The organism is Thermococcus gammatolerans EJ3 (genome assembly GCF_000022365.1).
Taxonomy (GTDB): Archaea; Methanobacteriota_B; Thermococci; order Thermococcales; family Thermococcaceae; genus Thermococcus; species Thermococcus gammatolerans.
On the sequence record NC_012804.1, the window covers coordinates 676,982 to 693,811 of the forward strand.

The 16,830-nt window shown below is 55.0% G+C and carries 17 protein-coding genes; 11 read left to right on the forward strand and 6 right to left on the reverse strand.

Annotation, left to right across the window (positions count from 1 at the left end):
* Positions 1–4: 4 nt before the first annotated feature.
* On the forward strand, positions 5–712 hold the full coding sequence (gene nuoI / locus TGAM_RS03665; protein ID WP_048811094.1) for an NADH-quinone oxidoreductase subunit NuoI: 708 nt from the start codon (positions 5–7) through the stop codon (positions 710–712).
* Between the two features lie 86 nt (positions 713–798).
* Here nuoI and TGAM_RS03670 read toward each other — a convergent pair whose 3' ends face one another.
* Both TGAM_RS03670 and hjc read right to left on the reverse strand, forming a co-directional pair.
* Positions 799–2,379: a COG1470 family protein gene (locus TGAM_RS03670; RefSeq protein WP_015858336.1), complete on the reverse strand. Its 1,581-nt coding sequence runs from the start codon at positions 2,377–2,379 to the stop codon at positions 799–801.
* A complete protein-coding gene (hjc, locus tag TGAM_RS03675; RefSeq protein WP_015858337.1) occupies positions 2,369–2,785 on the reverse strand; it encodes a Holliday junction resolvase Hjc in 417 nt (138 codons plus the stop codon). The genes TGAM_RS03670 and hjc overlap by 11 nt, the downstream gene beginning before the upstream one ends.
* A gap of 96 nt (positions 2,786–2,881) precedes the next feature.
* Here hjc and TGAM_RS03680 point away from each other — a divergent pair, with 96 nt between their 5' ends.
* Together TGAM_RS03680 and uppS are read left to right on the forward strand one after the other, a co-directional pair.
* Positions 2,882–3,406: a gamma carbonic anhydrase family protein gene (locus TGAM_RS03680; RefSeq protein WP_015858338.1), complete on the forward strand. Its 525-nt coding sequence runs from the start codon at positions 2,882–2,884 to the stop codon at positions 3,404–3,406.
* Between the two features lie 5 nt (positions 3,407–3,411).
* The gene (gene uppS, locus TGAM_RS03685) at positions 3,412–4,206 is read left to right on the forward strand and encodes a polyprenyl diphosphate synthase (protein WP_015858339.1); all 795 of its coding nucleotides are present in this window, start codon (positions 3,412–3,414) and stop codon (positions 4,204–4,206) included.
* On the opposite strand, the gene TGAM_RS03690 is transcribed toward uppS, so the two are convergent.
* A complete protein-coding gene (locus tag TGAM_RS03690) occupies positions 4,203–5,147 on the reverse strand; it encodes a type I restriction enzyme HsdR N-terminal domain-containing protein (RefSeq protein WP_015858340.1) in 945 nt (314 codons plus the stop codon). The two genes, uppS and TGAM_RS03690, sit on opposite strands and share 4 nt — an antisense overlap.
* A gap of 86 nt (positions 5,148–5,233) precedes the next feature.
* On the opposite strand from TGAM_RS03690, the gene TGAM_RS03695 reads away from it, so the two are divergent.
* The 3 genes from TGAM_RS03695 to TGAM_RS03705 are packed head-to-tail and all read left to right on the forward strand — an operon-like array spanning position 5,234 to position 8,001.
* Positions 5,234–6,037: a class II glutamine amidotransferase gene (locus tag TGAM_RS03695; RefSeq protein ID WP_238516245.1), complete on the forward strand. Its 804-nt coding sequence runs from the start codon at positions 5,234–5,236 to the stop codon at positions 6,035–6,037.
* Positions 6,038–6,082: 45 nt separating this feature from the next.
* On the forward strand, positions 6,083–6,493 hold the full coding sequence (locus tag TGAM_RS03700) for a CBS domain-containing protein (RefSeq protein ID WP_015858342.1): 411 nt from the start codon (positions 6,083–6,085) through the stop codon (positions 6,491–6,493).
* Between the two features lie 5 nt (positions 6,494–6,498).
* Positions 6,499–8,001 (forward strand): metallophosphoesterase family protein, encoded by a 1,503-nt coding sequence (locus tag TGAM_RS03705; RefSeq protein ID WP_193777123.1) that lies wholly within the window; start codon positions 6,499–6,501, stop codon positions 7,999–8,001.
* Here TGAM_RS03705 and TGAM_RS03710 read toward each other — a convergent pair.
* Both TGAM_RS03710 and TGAM_RS03715 read right to left on the reverse strand, forming a co-directional pair.
* Positions 7,998–8,870 (reverse strand): 2-phosphoglycerate kinase, encoded by an 873-nt coding sequence (locus TGAM_RS03710; RefSeq protein ID WP_015858344.1) that lies wholly within the window; start codon positions 8,868–8,870, stop codon positions 7,998–8,000. The two genes, TGAM_RS03705 and TGAM_RS03710, sit on opposite strands and share 4 nt — an antisense overlap.
* Positions 8,854–10,170 carry a 2,3-phosphoglycerate synthetase gene (locus TGAM_RS03715; protein ID WP_015858345.1) on the reverse strand — a complete coding sequence of 439 codons (1,317 nt, stop codon included), beginning with the start codon at positions 10,168–10,170 and terminating at the stop codon, positions 8,854–8,856. The genes TGAM_RS03710 and TGAM_RS03715 overlap by 17 nt, the downstream gene beginning before the upstream one ends.
* Before the next feature lie 156 nt (positions 10,171–10,326).
* Between TGAM_RS03715 and TGAM_RS03720 the strand changes: the two genes are divergently transcribed.
* A complete protein-coding gene (locus TGAM_RS03720) occupies positions 10,327–10,506 on the forward strand; it encodes a hypothetical protein (protein ID WP_015858346.1) in 180 nt (59 codons plus the stop codon).
* Positions 10,507–10,555: 49 nt separating this feature from the next.
* A complete protein-coding gene (locus tag TGAM_RS03725) occupies positions 10,556–11,434 on the forward strand; it encodes an MBL fold metallo-hydrolase (protein WP_015858347.1) in 879 nt (292 codons plus the stop codon).
* A gap of 95 nt (positions 11,435–11,529) precedes the next feature.
* Here TGAM_RS03725 and asnS read toward each other — a convergent pair whose 3' ends face one another.
* Positions 11,530–12,822, reverse strand: coding sequence for an asparagine--tRNA ligase (gene asnS, locus TGAM_RS03730; protein WP_015858348.1), 1,293 nt, complete (start codon positions 12,820–12,822; stop codon positions 11,530–11,532).
* Positions 12,823–13,042: 220 nt separating this feature from the next.
* Here asnS and TGAM_RS03735 point away from each other — a divergent pair, with 220 nt between their 5' ends.
* From TGAM_RS03735 to TGAM_RS03745, 3 genes are all read left to right on the forward strand, one after another.
* Complete coding sequence (locus TGAM_RS03735; protein ID WP_015858349.1) at positions 13,043–14,242, forward strand: amidohydrolase family protein; 1,200 nt, start codon at positions 13,043–13,045, stop codon at positions 14,240–14,242.
* A gap of 81 nt (positions 14,243–14,323) precedes the next feature.
* Complete coding sequence (locus tag TGAM_RS03740; RefSeq protein ID WP_015858350.1) at positions 14,324–15,496, forward strand: CBS domain-containing protein; 1,173 nt, start codon at positions 14,324–14,326, stop codon at positions 15,494–15,496.
* A 63-nt stretch (positions 15,497–15,559) separates the two neighbouring features.
* The gene (locus TGAM_RS03745; RefSeq protein ID WP_015858351.1) at positions 15,560–16,795 is read left to right on the forward strand and encodes a 2,3-bisphosphoglycerate-independent phosphoglycerate mutase; all 1,236 of its coding nucleotides are present in this window, start codon (positions 15,560–15,562) and stop codon (positions 16,793–16,795) included.
* The last annotated feature ends 35 nt before the right edge of the window (positions 16,796–16,830 follow it).

Below are 16,830 nucleotides of genomic sequence, written 5' to 3' on the forward strand. Positions count from 1 at the left end.
GACGATGGCTAGAGTCGTTGGTGAGGAAAAGGTCAAGATCAAGAAGTCCTTCGTCAAGCCTTGGATGGGTATCAAGTACCTCTTCAAGAAGCCCGTGACGATAAAGATACCCTTCGAGAAGATAGAGCCTGCTCCAAAGTACAGGGGATTCCACACGCTCGACTGGAAGAAGTGCGTTGGTTGTAACTTCTGCGGTCAGATATGTCCGGCAAGGGCAATAGAGATGACGTGGCTCGAAGTGGACGGCAAGATGGAGAAGAGGCCCCACCCGAAGATCGACTACGGACGCTGTACCTTCTGCCAGTTCTGCGTCGACGTCTGTCCGACGGGAGCCCTCGGCTTCAGCGAGGCCTACCTCCTGACCACCGATGGAACGGAAGATGCGTTAGAGCTCTTCAACTGGGTGCCGATTCACCCCGATAAAGTACGGGAGCTCAACGAGAAGTTCGGTGACTACCGCTTCCCAGTTGTCAAGATTGAGAAGAAAGCCGATGGAACCTACCGCTACCACCTCCGCGATGGGGAGGTAATCGAGTTCAAGATAGTCGGCTACGGCATAAGGCCCCCCAAGAGGCCGACTCCAGCCAAGCCCGCCGCCAAGGCCACTGGAAAGAAAGAGACCGCCAAACCAGCTGAAAAGAAGGAATCAAAGCCGGCCGAGAAGAAAGACGAAACAAAACAGGCCGAAAAGAAGGAAGGGGCATCATCCTGATGCTTTCCCTTTTGCCGGCAAATTTTATCCCATTTTCCCATGAACTCCCGTCGCAGTCCGGCATGTTGGATGAAATAGAAAAGAGCTCACCCGAGGACAACCTGGAGGATGGCCTCCTCCCCGGGTTCCAGCTCATCGATCGTCCAGACGACCTTTGAGCCTTCGATCTTTGCGTTTCCTTTCGTCGCCCTGACCTCCACTGCGTTCATTCCCTTCTCCCACCTGAAGTTCCTGATGGGAATGATTCTTGGGGCCCTGAGCTTCACGAAGTAGTACTTCCCCAGCTCCTCCTCTATCAGGTGGGGCCTCAGGAAGGACAGGTAAATGCTCCCTCCGAACACCGCCAGGAAGAGGATTACCGAACCGAGTAGGCTCCAGCTGATGCCTCCTCCTTTGGAGGGAGGCCCCGTCTGAGCGGTTGAACTGCTCCCCGTGCTCTCAGTGGTGGTCGTTGGGCTCGGGGTAGTCGAGCTGGTGGTCGTCCGGTGGGTTGTTGTCGTCGTGGTCGGTGATGGGGAAGGTACCGCGATGGTCAGGCTGGAGCCCACGTAGTTCTCTGCACTGGCCGTTATCGATATCGTGCCGTACCCGAGTGCGGTGAGCGAGAGTGACGCTTTACCTTTCCCGTCCGTTACTGCCTGGTACTCTCCTTTGGGGCCGGCTATGCTGAGGGTTACGTTGGGGACGGGGTTTCCGCTGGAGTCAAGAACCCTCAGTTCAAGGGTGTTTCCCCTGACCTCGTAGTTTATGAAGAGTCTCCCGACGTAGAGGGCCGTTTTCTCAACGACGCCGTCGAGGTTGAGTTCTATTTCATAGAGGCCAGGCGAGGTAGTGGGATACTTAACGAGACCGTTCTCGTCGGTCTTCAGCTTTAGCCCGTTCACGGTGACCTCTATGCCCTTCACAGGCGAGCCGTTGATGAGCCTGACCTGAACCTTCAGCTCACCGTCGGAGTACCAGGCCCTGTAGGTGAACCTCCGCCTGTAGACGACGAAGGTCTTCTCAACCTTCCTGTAAACACCCGACATGTTTGCTGAGAGCGTGACGCTGTATATGCCGATCTTCGGCCGGTTGAGCACGAGAGTGTAGTTCCACCTCTCCCCCGGGTCCAAATACGTTATCTCGGCCTTTTCGGCGACTATGGTTCCGTTCCTGTAAACCTTCATCCATATTGGGCCGATTATTCTATCGTTGGAGTGGGAGACCAGGGAGAATCCTATCCTGACGTCGTTTCCGTAGATGTAGCGCTCCCCCACGTCTATTGAAAGGGAGTAGAGAACCTCCTTCTCAACGCGGAGGACTAGCTTCTTCTCGACGCTAACGTTCCCCAGGGTTCCGCGAACGGTTACGTTGTAGTACCCAGACGGTAGCTCGGGGACCTTCAGCGTCAGGTCAAATACCCTGCTCTCGTTCACGCCGACGTAAACGGTCTTGTTCACGACGTAGAGGCCGTTTTCCATGTTCCAGATGAGGGAGAGTGTCAGGTTGCCAAGCGGCTCGTCGCCAGTGTTGGTCACCCTGACGGGGACGGATATGATTGCCCCCGGCGGCGCGCTCATGGTCTCTTTCACGGGTGAGACGTCGAAGGATACGGAAGCTGCAACGTGGTCGATTAGGATTAGCGAAGCAATGAGAACGACCAAGGGGACGAGTGTTTTAACCTTCATTCCCACCACCCGGTTTCATCAAGTCAAGAAGGCTCTTCTGTCTTCCAACGACTTCCTCAAGGCTCATGCCGGCGTCGGTGTAGTCTATACGGTAACTCCTGCCGGCCCCCCTCTTGGTTATCTCCTCCGCCGGAAAGAACCGCCATTCCCTCCCGATGAACTTTACCGCCACGTAGGGCTTTCCTCCGAACATTCGCGAGAACGAGAGGAGCTTTTCAAGGTCCTCTTTGCTCAGGTAGATCCTCCGCCCCTTGGTGCTCTTGACCTCTATGCAGAGGTACAGCCTGCCGTTTCCCGCTATAACGTCGACCTTCTTGCTTCCTGCTGATCTGACGACCGCGAAGCCAAGCTCTTCCAGTCTGTGTATAAGTTCCCTCTCCGCGCTGGCTCCCCTTCTGTACCTCATGGCTCAACACACCTCTTATTCGATCGGCCGGACTTATATACTTGTTTCCGGTTAGGTTTATAAGCCATCCATCCAACTCACGCGGGGGTGGGTTAGATGGCCATTTACGAGCTGGAAGGAAAGAAACCCAAGATTCATCCGACGGCTTTTGTCGATGAGAGCGCGTCCATCATAGGTGATGTTGTTCTGGAGGAGAAGACGAGTGTCTGGCCGAGCGCCGTTCTCAGGGGCGACATCGAGCAGATCTACATCGGCTGTTGCTCCAACGTTCAGGACAACGTGAGCATACACACCTCCCACAACCAACCCACGATCGTTGGAAAGTACGTCACCATAGGCCACAACGCCGTCGTTCACGGGGCTACCATTGATGACTACGTCATCATAGGTATGGGTGCGGTGATCCTCGACGGGGTGAAGATAGGGAAGCACGTGGTCATCGGCGCGGGAGCACTCGTTCCGCCGGGTAAGGAGATCCCCGACTACAGTCTCGTCATAGGTGTCCCAGGGAAAGTCGTGAGACAGCTCACCGAGGAGGAAATCGAGTGGACGAAGAAGAACGCGGAAATCTACATGGAGCTGGCAGAGAAACACCTCAAATCAAGGAAGAGGATTGAGTGAGGGCCATGATCTACAGGCTCCTTTCCCACGTTCCCCACATTTTGTTCAGGCCAGTCTACGACTTCTACGAGCGCTACCTCTTTGAGAAGGTTAAATCGGGGAACATGCCAAAGCACGTGGCAATAATAATGGACGGAAACAGGAGATGGGCGCGAAAGCTTGAAAAGCCCCCCTGGTACGGCCACTACTTTGGATCGAGAAAGCTCGAAGAAATCCTCGAATGGTGCAGGGAGCTTGGAATAAGAACCCTGACCGTATACGCCTTCTCAACTGAGAACTTCAAGCGCTCCCCGGAAGAGGTAAACGCCCTTATGAACCTCTTCGAACGGAAGTTTAAGGAGCTCGTGAATGACGAGAGGATTCACCGACACGGTGTGAGGGTTAACGTCATCGGAAGAAAGGAGCTTTTGCCCGAAAACGTCAGGAAGGCCATTGAGGAAGCCGAGCGGGCGACGAGGAAGTATAGCAACTATACCCTCAACATCGCTTTGGCCTACGGTGGGAGGAGCGAGATCACGGATGCCGTGAGGGATATAGTGGGCGACGTTTTGGCTGGCAAGGTAAAGCCCGAAGACATCGACGAAGATCTGATAAAGCGCTACCTTTACTACCCGAACATGCCCGATCCGGACATCGTGATAAGGACGGGTGGGGAGGTAAGGATAAGCAACTTCCTCCTCTACCAGATAGCTTACAGCGAGCTGTTCTTCGTTGATGTCTACTTCCCGGAGTTCAGGAAGATAGACTTCCTTAGGATAATCAGAGAGTACCAGAAGAGGCAAAGGCGCTTCGGGCGCTAAAGCTCGACGGAGATGTTGAGTTTCTTTTCCTCCTCGAGTCTGACGAGGATCTCGTGGGCCTTTCTCTGTTCTAGAGGTATCCTCTTGAGCTGTTCATATGCCGCCATTATCTCCCTCTTCTCGTCGCCGAAGGCCTTCTGCCCCATGTAGAGCAGAACAGCCAGGAGCACACCTTTCATTGTCCTCTCCGGCAGGGGGAGTAGCTTCCAGCCGTTGTCGTAGACGTAGGCAACCTTCGGGTTCTCGTGCCCTTCGAGTAGATGTATCGGAACGATTCTCTTTCCACGATCGACCTTAAGGTACTCAAAGAGGGCCTCCCTTGGGTAGCCCTCCTTGACGAGTCCCATGAAGCTCAGCTCAAGGGCCTTGAGAAGGGATGAGATCCGCTCCATTTCGAGAATTCGCGACTTGGAGAAGAGTGAGAGCTTGAGCGCGGCCTTCATGGGGGGCTCGTTGAGGAGGTTTACCTTGACGAGGATTCTCTCCCTCAAACTTGAGCCGACTTCAAAGGCCTTCACCCCTATCCACACCGCCCCGTTGGTCAGTATGCCGTACCTCACGCCGGTGTTGAAGCAGTACTTGGCGAGCTGTCTCAGTGGTTCTTCACGCTTCTCTATGTTCACGCCGAGGTTCTTGGCCTCAACGTAGGCCACTATTTCCCCGCCCAGTATGAGCGCGTAGTCAGCCCTTCCCTCCTCTGTTCTCGATTCTGGCCTTACCTCCTCCGGGTTGTCCCACTCCCAGCCAAGGGTTCGCATTACCTCTCCTATGAGGTGTTGCTTAACTGCCTCTTCGTTGGTCTCGTAGAGCTTTCTGTGGGCGTTTATCTTCTTTAGAACTTTCATTATGCCCTCCGCTATCGGCCCGATGTCAGAAGACCTAGTCTCAAGCCGGGTTAATTCGTGGGTTGAGCTCAACGCATCAAGGTTGCTCTCAGCCATGGCTTTCTTCCCATAAACTGTACTCCTCCCGCTAAAAAACGTTTTTGGTGAGAAACCTTTTATCCTTTCCCGAGTACGGATGAAAGGTGATCAATGTGTGCAGGGTTCTCTTCGCGGTGGGTGAGGGAGAAAAGATGGCCCCCCTCGTGGAGGCGATGGTCAGGGCCTCAGAGAAAGACCCCTATAAAGAAGCGAGGGGGAAGGGAAGCCGGCATCGCGACGGCTGGGGCTACGTTCTGTTCAACGGAGGTTCCCTCCAGCACTACCGCTCGATCAGGCCCATCTTTGAGGACAGCCCGGGCGTTAAGACACTGGTGGAGTTGCTCGATGGTTTCTCGGTTCTTCTCGTGCACTCCAGGGCTGCCTCCCAGGGAAGTAAGGGAATCCTCAACACCCAGCCGTTTTCCCTTTCCTCCACGGGGTTCTCGTGCTGGATCTACCACAACGGAGACCTCAACAAGGCAGGACTGGTGGAGAGGGCCGGTCTTGATGAAAGCTCGCTGAAGAAGGCATCTGACAGCTACGTTATGGCCCTCTACGTCTGCAGGGCCCTCCATTCCGTCAGTAAAGGTGAGCTCCTGAGGGTTTACTCTTCCATAATGCCCTTCGTGAACACCAGCCTTAACACGGGTTCGCTCTTCATTAGCCATGAATGGGTGAGGGGCTTCATCACCGCTTACTCCCGGCCTGAATACCTCCTGAAACGGGAGAACTGGGACTACGTGAGGCAGATACTCCTACGTAGCAGGGATGTCTTTGCGGTCGCCTCGTCAACCCTTGAGCTTTACTACGAGGCCAAGTGGAACTCTCTGAGGAATGGGACGGCGCTGTACCTTGAGATCTCTCCTGAGGAAGGGCGCTTCACAGTGGATGAACTCGTTATGGGATGAGGTATCGTTTTATATTTTTGTGACGTATTCCCGCAGGTGATCGCTATGGATATGAAGGCCCCCATCAGGGTTTACATGAGCAGGAAGCTCATAGGTATAAGGCCCGACGATACCGTTAAGCGGGCCGGCGAGATCATGACTGAGTTCGATATAGGTTCCCTCGTCGTGGTGGACGAGAACGGCGACGTCGTTGGATTTCTCACCAAGGGGGACATCATAAGGCGCCTCGTGGTTCCGGGCCTTCCGAACACAACCCCTGTGAGGGAGATAATGACGAAGAACCTCGTTACAGTGCCAGCTGAAACGCCCCTCCAGGACGTCCTCGACGTTATGGCAAAGAAGGGGCTGAAGCACATCCTCATAGAGGAGAACGGCAAGATAGTTGGGATATTCTCGATAACGGATCTTCTCGAGGCGAGCAGGAGAAAGCTTGAAACGGCGATAGCAACGGAGTGATGGCGATGATAAAGATAGCCCACATAAGTGACACCCACATAACGAACGAAGGGGCCTTCAAGGGCTACGCTTTCGACCTCATCGTGGAGGAGATCAACAGGGGGGACTTCGATTTCGTCGTTCACACAGGGGACATAACCAACCAGGGACTGAGGGAGGAGTACGAGCAGGCTGCCTATCAGCTCGGCAAGATAAGGAAGCCGCTCGTTGTTATTCCCGGCAACCACGACGTCAGGAACGTCGGCTACAAGCTGTTCGAGAAGTTTATAGGGCCCCTCAACGGGGTCTACGAGTTCGATAACGGGGTTCTGATCTGGGTGGACTCAACGATTCCGGATTTGAGTGACGGCAGAATCGGGGGCCATAAGTTTCGCTGGCTCAAGGCAAAGCTCGAGGAGTACTCCGACAGGAGGTTCAAGATCGTCGCTGCCCATCACCACCTCGTTCCCCTTCCAGACACGGGGAGGGAGAGGAACGTTCTCTTCAACGCGGGAGACGTCCTCGATCTCCTCCTGAGGCACGAGGTGACCCTCTACACCTGCGGCCACAAGCATGTTCCCAACGTTTATCGCGTTGAGGATCTCGTTATCGACAACGCGGGTTGCACGTCCTGCCGGAAGACGAGGAGGGGTGATGTGAACAGCTATAACATCATCAAACTCCACGATGACGGCAGGGTAAGCGTCACGATAAGGCGTGTTACCGGCGATGAGGAGAGGAAGGATCACAAGCCTATACGGCCGAAAATCTTTATCCCCTCTGGAAAAAGGGTCCTCCGCATCGTTCAGTTAAGCGAGAGCAACGTTTCTGACAGGGTCTACTTCAGGAGGAAGGTCTTTGAGAACGTCATCCGGATGATCAACGAGAGGCTTAAACCGGACCTCGTCATACACAACGGTGACGTTGTCGATGCGGGCATAGAGCGGTACTACGAGCGGGCCTATGAGTACTACCGCGCGATCTCTGCTGAAAAGCTCGTTGTCCCCGGTCACAACGACATAACTTACCTCGGCCACGAGCTCTTCGAGGAGTACTTCGGGGAGCCAGAAGTTATAGAATTCGACGGGTACGTTATAATACCCGTTCTGAGCGCCCAGTACGAGACGCCGATCGGAGTCGTCGGCAGGATGGGACAGAAGAAGCTGGAGAAAGTGCTTGAGGAATACGATGACAGGTTCCGCATCGTGGTTATGCATCACAACGTCATCCCAATCCCCAGGAGCAGGGAGATCGGCTTCCTCGAAGACGGCGGAGACGTTCTCAAACTCCTGACGAGGGAGGGAACCGAGCTCGTGCTGACCGGTCACGGCGGCAACGCTTACGGAGTCAAGGTTGAGAGAACGCCGATAGTTAACGCCGGCTCCGTGAGCTGGGAACTCCACAGAAATCCCTTTGGAAACAGCTTCAACCTGATAGACGTTTACACTGACATGGTGGTGGTCTGGGAAGTTCAGGCAACGTGGGGTAGCAGAAAGCTCCTGGGAATATGGAAGAGGAAGGGCAACTAATCGACCTCTTTTTTCAATCTTTTCATGAGATCTTCCATTATCGCTGTCACGGCCTTCTCCAGCTCGACGTTTTCAATAACGGGGATGCCCAGTTCCTTGGCACGATCGACGATGTAATCCTGGATGCGCATTATCTTCTCGACGTTCTTTACGTACCTTTCAGCTCCCCTTGGGGAGTATCTGGCCCTTTCGTAGAAGTGTGCCAAAAGGCTCTCCCTGCCCGGAACGGTTATAACGTACATGAACTCGTTCTCGTCCAGCTCTATGAAACCTGGAACCACGTGGATCCCCTCGATAATGGCGTTCAGACCTTCCCTCCTAGATCTCTCCAAGACTGCCTTGATGCCCACCGATACGTGCTTCACCTGCGTTTCGAAGCCGTAGATAAGGGGGTCAATGCCCCTCGGCGCGTTTACCACATTGCTTGCCAGGAAGGAGGAGACGTGTATGTCGGGGAGGAGCTCCCTTGCTATGACCTTTCTGAGAACCTCCCTTATCGTATCCGTTCCGATTATGCTCAGTATTCCCAGCCGGAAGGCCAGTTCCGTTGCTATCGTTGACTTTCCCACACCGGTTGCTCCACCCAGGAGAACTGTGAGCCGCACCTTCCTTCGCCTGAGGGTACGCCAGAAGAGGTACCTCTCTGCCTCCTCCCGAAGCCCCCTCTCTATGAGCGTTGAGTACGTCAGTTCTCTTATTTCATCCGTTGTCACGAATCTCTTTCCCCGCTTTATCAGCTCCTTCTGAACCGCAGAGGCTATCGCGTATGCCACGCCGACATCAACGCCCGAGAGCGTTATCGACCTCGTTAGTATTCCCCTTGAAAATGGCAGTTTCGCTCCGGTTTCCTTATCAACGACGAGTATCATCGGCCCGCCTCCCCAGAACCTTTTTGCCGAGTCTCAAAACGGCCTCCCTAAGGTTCTTCCCGTCTATGTTGACCGGTTCGTTGTCCAGGTAAATGACCTCGATTCCCCTCTCCAGGGCCCATCTTGTGACAACGTCAACCGCAGCCGCCTTGAGCTCCACAGCTATTCCCTCTATTCCGCTGAATCCCTCAAGATCCCTGAGGAGGGCCTTCCTCCGCGACAGGTTTCCAGATGAGTGCAGAACTTCCGCGCCCAGCGCTTCGAGGTGCCTCGCTGAGCTCTCTAGGGCCTCTTCAGACGTCATAACCAGCCCGATCCTCTTTCCCGAGACATCCCCCAGGGGTCTCGGCCTGAAGACAGTAACGTGGACCTCCGCCCTGGGAATTACCCCCTCGACGACCCCCACTATTTTCTCGATCTTTTCCTCTTTCACAAGATCAGCCATCGTGACGACTACGAGATCAGCCAGGGAAAGCCTGAACGGGCCGAAGTAGTTTGCTATCGAGCTCAGTTCCTGCCGCGCTCCAACGACGACAACGTACGCGTCCGCCCGGTAGGGGGGGAACGTTGCACCACTTCCCTCCAGTATTATCAGATCGTGGGGAAGCGATTCCGCGAGGGAAATCCCCCTGTCAACGGCATCGAAGAAAGGAAACCCGGCCATTCCCCCGCCGCATCGCCTGCACCCGATCGTGGTGACCCTCGATGTGAGGGCGTCCTCGAAGTGATCCGATGCCGCGTGTCTTCCGCTCTCCGCTATCCTCAGGAGGAACTCCGGCGTTATCTCCAACTTTTCCCCGTCTATCAGCTCGGGCTCCTCCGGCCCTCCTCTGCCCATCGTTACTATCACAGGCCTGGTAATGGCCTTGAGGGTTCTCGCGACGAAGCCGCTGACTGCGGTTTTTCCCACCCGCTTCCCAGTTCCTATGACCCCGATGCTCGGTTTTGACGTTCTATTCAGGGGACGGGGTTTGAATACAAAATCTGCCCCCCTGTAGGTAACACCGTGAAGAAGGCAGAGTGATGCTATCCTGAACCGATCCTCGTAGCCAACGATAGGCTCGTCGCTGAGGTCCACTACTTCTTTTACTCCCGGGTTCTCAGCGAGGGCCCTCGCGAGGGCCGTTAGGTAATCATCGTGACGGTAGATGGGCACACCGAGACGTCTTTCGACTTCCTCCAAGCTGCCTATTTTCTCCGAACCTCCGAGGAAAACCGCACAGCAAACGTTTCCAAGCTTATCAAGGGCCCATTTGACAACATCCGGGTAATGCTCGCCGTCTATGAGTGCTATCTTCATGGGGCCCACCAATAGGATTACCAGGGGAGAAGATTTAACCTTTTGTGTTGCGAGACTCTAAGGCTCTGTCTCGTTCAATGGGAAGAGTTATAAACTCTCCATACCAGATATAGACGGCGCTGTCCACCGGACAGCCCGCAAAGGAGGTGTTGAAAAATGGCCGAGATTATAGTTAAGTCAAAGGTTAAGGAGTTTGTTAAGAGCCTTGACGCAGAGATGAGGGTCAGCCCGGAGTTCTACGACGCCCTTGAGGCTGAGGTCAAGGTCCTCATCGAGAAGGCCGTCAAGAGGGCCAAGGAAGAGGGCAGAAAGACCCTCTATGCCAGGCACGTCTGATTTTTGGATACCCTTTTATTCTCCCTTTCCAATATTCTCAGGTGGTTTCATGGGCCTTAGAAAACTGTCTGATTTTGCGTACCTTTATCCGGGCAGCCCTTCAACGCTCCTCCGCGTTCACAACGGGAAGCTAGTGATAGTTGATCCCGGTCACGGAAAGGGGAGGCACAAGGATCTAAAACGGGAATCCAGAAAGCTGGGTCTCGAGATCAAAGCCCAGCTCGTCACGCACGGGCACGCAGATCACGTTGCGGTTTCCACAAAGCTCGAAGCCCCTCTTTACATCCACAGGTTCGAGTTCTCCATCGCTGAAAGCCCGCTCGCAAGGGAGATCATAACCTTCGGGGCCAAAGCGCCCAAGGGATTCCTCGTCTTCCAGTTCCCTGAGGAAGTCAGGGTTCACGCGGTTTTCGAGTGGGGCGATGATCTCTTCGGTCTCAAGGCCCTGAACCTTAGCGGCCATTCACCGGGAATGACCGGTTTCTTTGACCTGGAGAGCGGGCTTATCTATGCGGGCGATGCCTTCTTCGGTGAGAGGGTTCTCGAAACCGTTGGCCTTCCCTATTTCGTCGATCTGGCCGGGTTTAAGGACTCCCTCGGGAGACTACTCCGCTATGCCGATGACGGTTATCTCCTGATTCCCTCTCACGGCAGGCCGGTGGTGGAGGAGGAAGCTCGATCCCTAATCATGAAGAACCTTGAACGGGTGGAGGAGATTGAGAGACTTGTCCAGGATCTTCTCGAAAGCCCCCTGGGAATCGACGAAATAGCGTTCAAGCTTATGCGCCTTTACTCAGTGGAGATAACGCCCCAGAAGCTCGCCCTGAACCTCGTTCCGGTTAGGGCAGTTATCGCCGAGTTTTACAACCGGGGTCTCATTGATGCAACTGTCGAAAAGGGGCTAAAATGGAGGGTCGTGAAGGGGTAGTTACAGGACGGCATGATCTAGCAGAACCTGCCATCAAAACCTTGAAAGAATAAAGGAACAAAAACTTTCCGCAAGCGCTTTGCGAAGCAAAGGGCTCATGGATACAGCCTGCTCGGCGTCCTCGGGAAGAGAGTGGCCCAGCGGACGTGGTCGAGCTTCAGAACCCAGGCGACGAGCCTTTCTAAGCCCAATCCAAAACCGCTGTGCGGAACTGAACCGTACTTCCTGAGGTCGAGGTACCACTCGTAATCCTTGGGATCCATCCCCTCTTCCAAAATGCGCTGAATGAGCTTGTCGTAGTTGTCCTCACGCTGACTGCCCCCAATTATCTCGCCGTAGCCTTCGGGCGCGAGCATGTCAGCGGCCAGAACCTTTCTCGGGTCCTCCGGATCCTCCTTCATGTAGAAGGCCTTGATGTGCTTCGGATAGCCGTAGACGAAGAATGGAGCCTCAAACTCCTCGGTAAGAACCCTCTCCTCGTCGGCGCCCATGTCCTCGCCCCACTCTATCTCGACGCCCTTGCTCTGGAGTATGTCTATCGCCTCGTCGTAGCTTATCCTCGGGAACGGCGGAACCGCGTTCTTGAGCGTCGTCAGATCCTTCCTGAAGGTCTCAATCTCACTCCTCCTGAGCTCGAGCGTTCTCTGCACCATGTAGCTTACCAGCTCCTCCTCGACCTTCATGATGTCCCAGAGGTCCATCCACGCGGCCTCAAGCTCGAGGTGCCAGAACTCGGTGAGGTGCCTCCTCGTCCTGCTCTTTTCGGCCCTAAAGCTCGGCGTGAGCGACCAGACCTTTTCGAGGCCAAATATAGCGGCCTCAAGGTAGAGCTGGGCCGACTGGCTGAGGTAAGCGGTCTTATCAAAGTACTTGAGCTTGAAGAGCGTTGAGCCACCCTCAACGGCCCCGGTGACGAGTATCGGCGGAAAGACCTCGTACCAGCCGTCCTGGAGGAGCCACTCACGGGCGGCCTGCATGAGCGTGCCCTTGACCTTCATTATGCTCGCGACCTTCGGCGAGCGGAGGTGCAGGTGCCTAACGTCGAGCAGGAACTCCGGGCTTGCATCCTTCGTTATCGGGAAGAAGTCAACGTTCTGAATTACCTGGAGCTTGTCCGCCTGAACCTCGGCTCCAGTTGGGGCACGCGGGTCAGCCTTGACGGTTCCCTCGATGATGACGCTCGACTCGATGCCGAGCTTCTTTGCCTCCCTGTAGGCTTCCTCGTTGAGCTCCTTTGAAAAGACCACCTGAACGATCCCGCTCGAGTCCCTGAGCACTATGAAGACCTTCTTTCCGACTTCCCTCTTCCTGTAAACCCATCCGGCGAGCTTAACCCTCTTTCCTTCCATTTCGGGCTTAACGTCGGCGCAGTAAACCTTATCAATCACCTTTACCACCTCCAAAAGCTTTTCAGCGGGGTTTATAACGCTAACCCAATCAGAAGAGGCGATTCAACCAGAGTGACAGGACCCTTAACCTTGACTCAATCCGAACGAGCCGGGGCATGGTCGGAGTTTTTCGTTTTGGGATTTAAACCCTTTGGGCATTTTGATGTCAAAACGTCAAAAGATTTAAGTTCTCCCCTGCCATATGTTCAACGGTGAGAAAATGCTCGCACTGGTCGGGAAGCTCGTCGATTACCGTTCCGTTAGAAACGGAGCAGTCATCGTCGAGGACAACATCATTCGGGCCGTCGTTCCGGTGGAGGAACTCAGGGAGTGGGGCGTTGACGAGGTTTACGGCGGGGAGAACTACCTCGTAATCCCCGGCCTAATCAACGCCCACACCCACGTGGCGATGGCGAAGTTCCGGGGGCTCGGCGAAGACCTGCCCACTGAGGAATGGCTTGAGAAAATCATCTGGCCGATGGAACTTGAGTGGACACGGAGGGAAATCCGCAAGTGGGCCGAAATCGGCATTAAAGAGGCTTTAATGAACGGCTCGACGACAATAAACGATCACTACTTCTTTGCCGATGAAATAGCGAAGGTCGCTGAAAGGCTTGGCGTAAGGGCCTTCATCGGGCAGACGGTTATGGACGAGGTTGATTTTTCCCCGGCGAGTCCTGATGAGGGCTTTAGGTTCTTCAGACGCTGGCAAAACAAAAGCGAGCTCGTAAAACTTACTCTGGCACCGCATGCAACAAATACCGTTTCGCTAGACCTCCTCAGGGAAATCGCCGAGCTCTCGGAGGAAACCGGGGCGAGGGTTCACATCCATCTGGCCCAGAGCAGGGCGGAGGTTTCTGAGGTTAGAAGGCGCTATGGGCTCTCGCCTGTCGGTCTTCTCGAAAGGGCTGGGCTTTTGAACGGAAGGTTGATTGGAGTTCACGGCGTTTACCTGGACGATTCTGACTTCAGAAGTCTTGCCAAGGCTGGCCCAAGCCTCGTCCACTGCCCGACGAGCAACGTCAAGCTTGAGGCACAGACCGTGAACCTGAGAAAACTCCTTGACCTCGGCCTCAACGTGGCTTTGGGCAACGACTCGCCGAACCCGACGGGAATCCTCGACCCCTTCCTTGAGATGAGAACCGCCGGAATCGTTGCAAACCTCACAGCTGGAAGGGCTCATGCCGTTCCGGCGAGGGAGCTCTTTGGGATGGCGACGGTTAGAGGGGCCCACGCCCTCGGCCTGAAGGCGGGCCTTATAGAGCCCGGCTATCTCGCTGATTTAGTTCTCATAAACGCAGATAAACCTTGGTTCAGGCCGATTGAGAACGTTTACTCGCTCCTCGTTTATTCGGTGAGGGGAAGCGACGTAGAAAAGGTTGTGGTGAACGGCAGGCCCGTCCACCGCAAAATTTATTAACCTGAGTTAACTAAAACTCTGGCGGTTGCAAAGGTTTAAATCCCCAGAGAACCAATATATAAATTGCAGGAGGTGGCAGAAATGGTCGGAATTCAGGTGCAGGAGGTAATGACCGACAGGTTCGAGAAGATAGACATTGACGCCCCCCTTTCTGAGGCGATAGGAATCTTCGAGAAGGAAGACCCCGACCTCATTCTCGTGTTCGATGGGAACCTGTACAAAGGTGTTCTAACGCAGGATTTGATTATCCGCTCCCACCTCAAGTGGGATCCAACTAAGGCCAAGGTCAGGGACGTTTACAAGCCCGCTCCCGTCATAAAACCGGATGAGGATCTCAGCAAGGCTGCCAAGCTCATGATGGAGGTTGACCTGCGCTCCCTCCCCGTTGGGGAGAGTAAGGCTGAAATCATCGGCGTTATAAACGATATAGCCCTCCTCGAGAGGGTTTCCGAGGGGGATTTCGGAAAGAGAAAGGTTGAGGAGTTCATGACCAAGGACGTCATAACCCTTAAGCCAGACGATACCGTCGCCAAGGCCCTCGCGACGATGCGCGACTATGCGATATCGAGGATTCCGATAGTTGACGAGGAGGGCAGGCTTGAGGGTCTCGTCACGCTCCACGACCTCATAATCCGCTTCATAAAGCCCCGCTTCAGGGCCCAGGCCGGAGAGCTTGCCGGTGAAAAGATACCGCCCTTCAGCATGCCCCTTCGCGATGTCATGATAAAGGGCGTTATAACGATTCTTCCGGACGCGAAGGTCAGGGAAGCGGTCGCCACGATGAGGGACAACGATATAGACGGTTTAATCGTTGTGAACGAGGACAACAAGGTCGTCGGAGTTCTTACAGTCAAGGACTTGCTCCTCCCCATATCAAAGATGACAGAGAAGGAGGCCCGCTTCTACCTCCAGCTCGGAGGGGATGCGGCAATACTCAGCGACTTCACGAGGGAGAGGATAATCAGCGACATCAGGCGCTTCGTCGATGGCTACGAGGATTTACTCGGCCAGGAGGGCATAATATATCTCTACATCAGGCGCTTCAAGGAGAAGTTCAGGGGAGTGCACCTCTACCAGGCTAGGATGAGGGTCGTGACTGACAGGGGCGTCTTCGTGGCCACCGGCGAGACGTGGGGTGCAATTCAGGCCGTCCACGACGCTCTCAGGGCCATTGAGAGGCAGCTCCTCCAGAAGGCCGAACTTGAAAAGGACATCAGGTACGCTAAGAGATTCCTCGAGAAGCTTGAGTTCTGATCCCTTTCCTTTTGGGCTTAACTTTAATAACCCTTCTTCTCTATCACTCCCGGTGATTAGGCGATGAAGAAGAGAAAGGGGCTTCTCATAATCCTCGACGGTCTCGGAGACAGACCGATTAAAGAATTTGGAGGAAAGACCCCGCTGGAATATGCAAAAACGCCCAACATGGACAAGCTTGCGAAACTCGGAATCCTCGGCCAGCAGGATCCGATAAAGCCCGGTCAACCGGCGGGGAGCGACACAGCCCATTTGAGCATCTTCGGCTACGACCCCTACAAGGTCTACCGCGGAAGGGGCTTCCTTGAGGCCCTTGGTGTCGGCCTCGACCTCGACGAGGACGACTTAGCCTTCCGCGTCAACTTCGCCACCATCGAGAACGGCATCATAACCGACAGGCGCGCGGGCAGAATAAGCACTGAGGAGGCCCACGAGCTTGCGAAGGCCATCCAGGAGAACGTCAAACTGCCCGTCGACTTCATCTTCGTTGGAGCCACCGGGCACAGGGCCGTTCTGGTCCTCAAGGGCATGGCCAAGGGCTATCGCGTCGGCGAGAACGACCCGCATGAGGCAGGAAAGCCACCGCACAGGTTCACCTGGGAGGACGAGGAGAGCAAGCGCGTTGCGGAAATCCTTGAGGAGTTCGTCAGACAGGCGCACGAGGTTCTTGAGAGGCACCCGATAAACGAGAAGCGCAGGAAGGAGGGTAAGCCGGTAGCCAACTACCTCCTAATAAGGGGAGCCGGAACATACCCTGACATTCCGATGAAGTTCACCGAGCAGTGGAAGGTCCGGGCAGGGGCCGTCATAGCGGTCTCACTCGTCAAAGGAGTAGCCAGAGCGATAGGCTTCGACGTTTACACCCCAGAGGGAGCAACCGGCGAGTACAACACCGACGAGATGGCCAAGGCCAAGAAGACCGTTGAACTGCTCAAGGAGTACGACTTCGTGTTCCTCCACTTCAAGCCAACTGATGCCGCCGGCCACGACAACAACCCGAAGCTCAAGGCCGAGATGATTGAGAAGGCCGACAGGATGATAGGCTACATCATCGAGCATATCAACCTAGAGGACGTTGTCATAGCGATAACGGGCGACCACAGCACACCGTGTGAGGTCATGAACCACAGCGGAGACCCGGTTCCGCTCCTTATCGTGGGTGGTGGCGTCAGGCCCGACCACACCGAGAGCTTCGGCGAGCGTGAGTGCATGCGCGGCGGCCTCGGCAGGATAAGGGGCCACGACATAGTGCCGGTAATGATGGACCTAATGAACCGCTCCGAGAAGTTCGGGGCTTGAACCCTTAGGGCCAAGCCTCTCAACCAGCTCTTTAG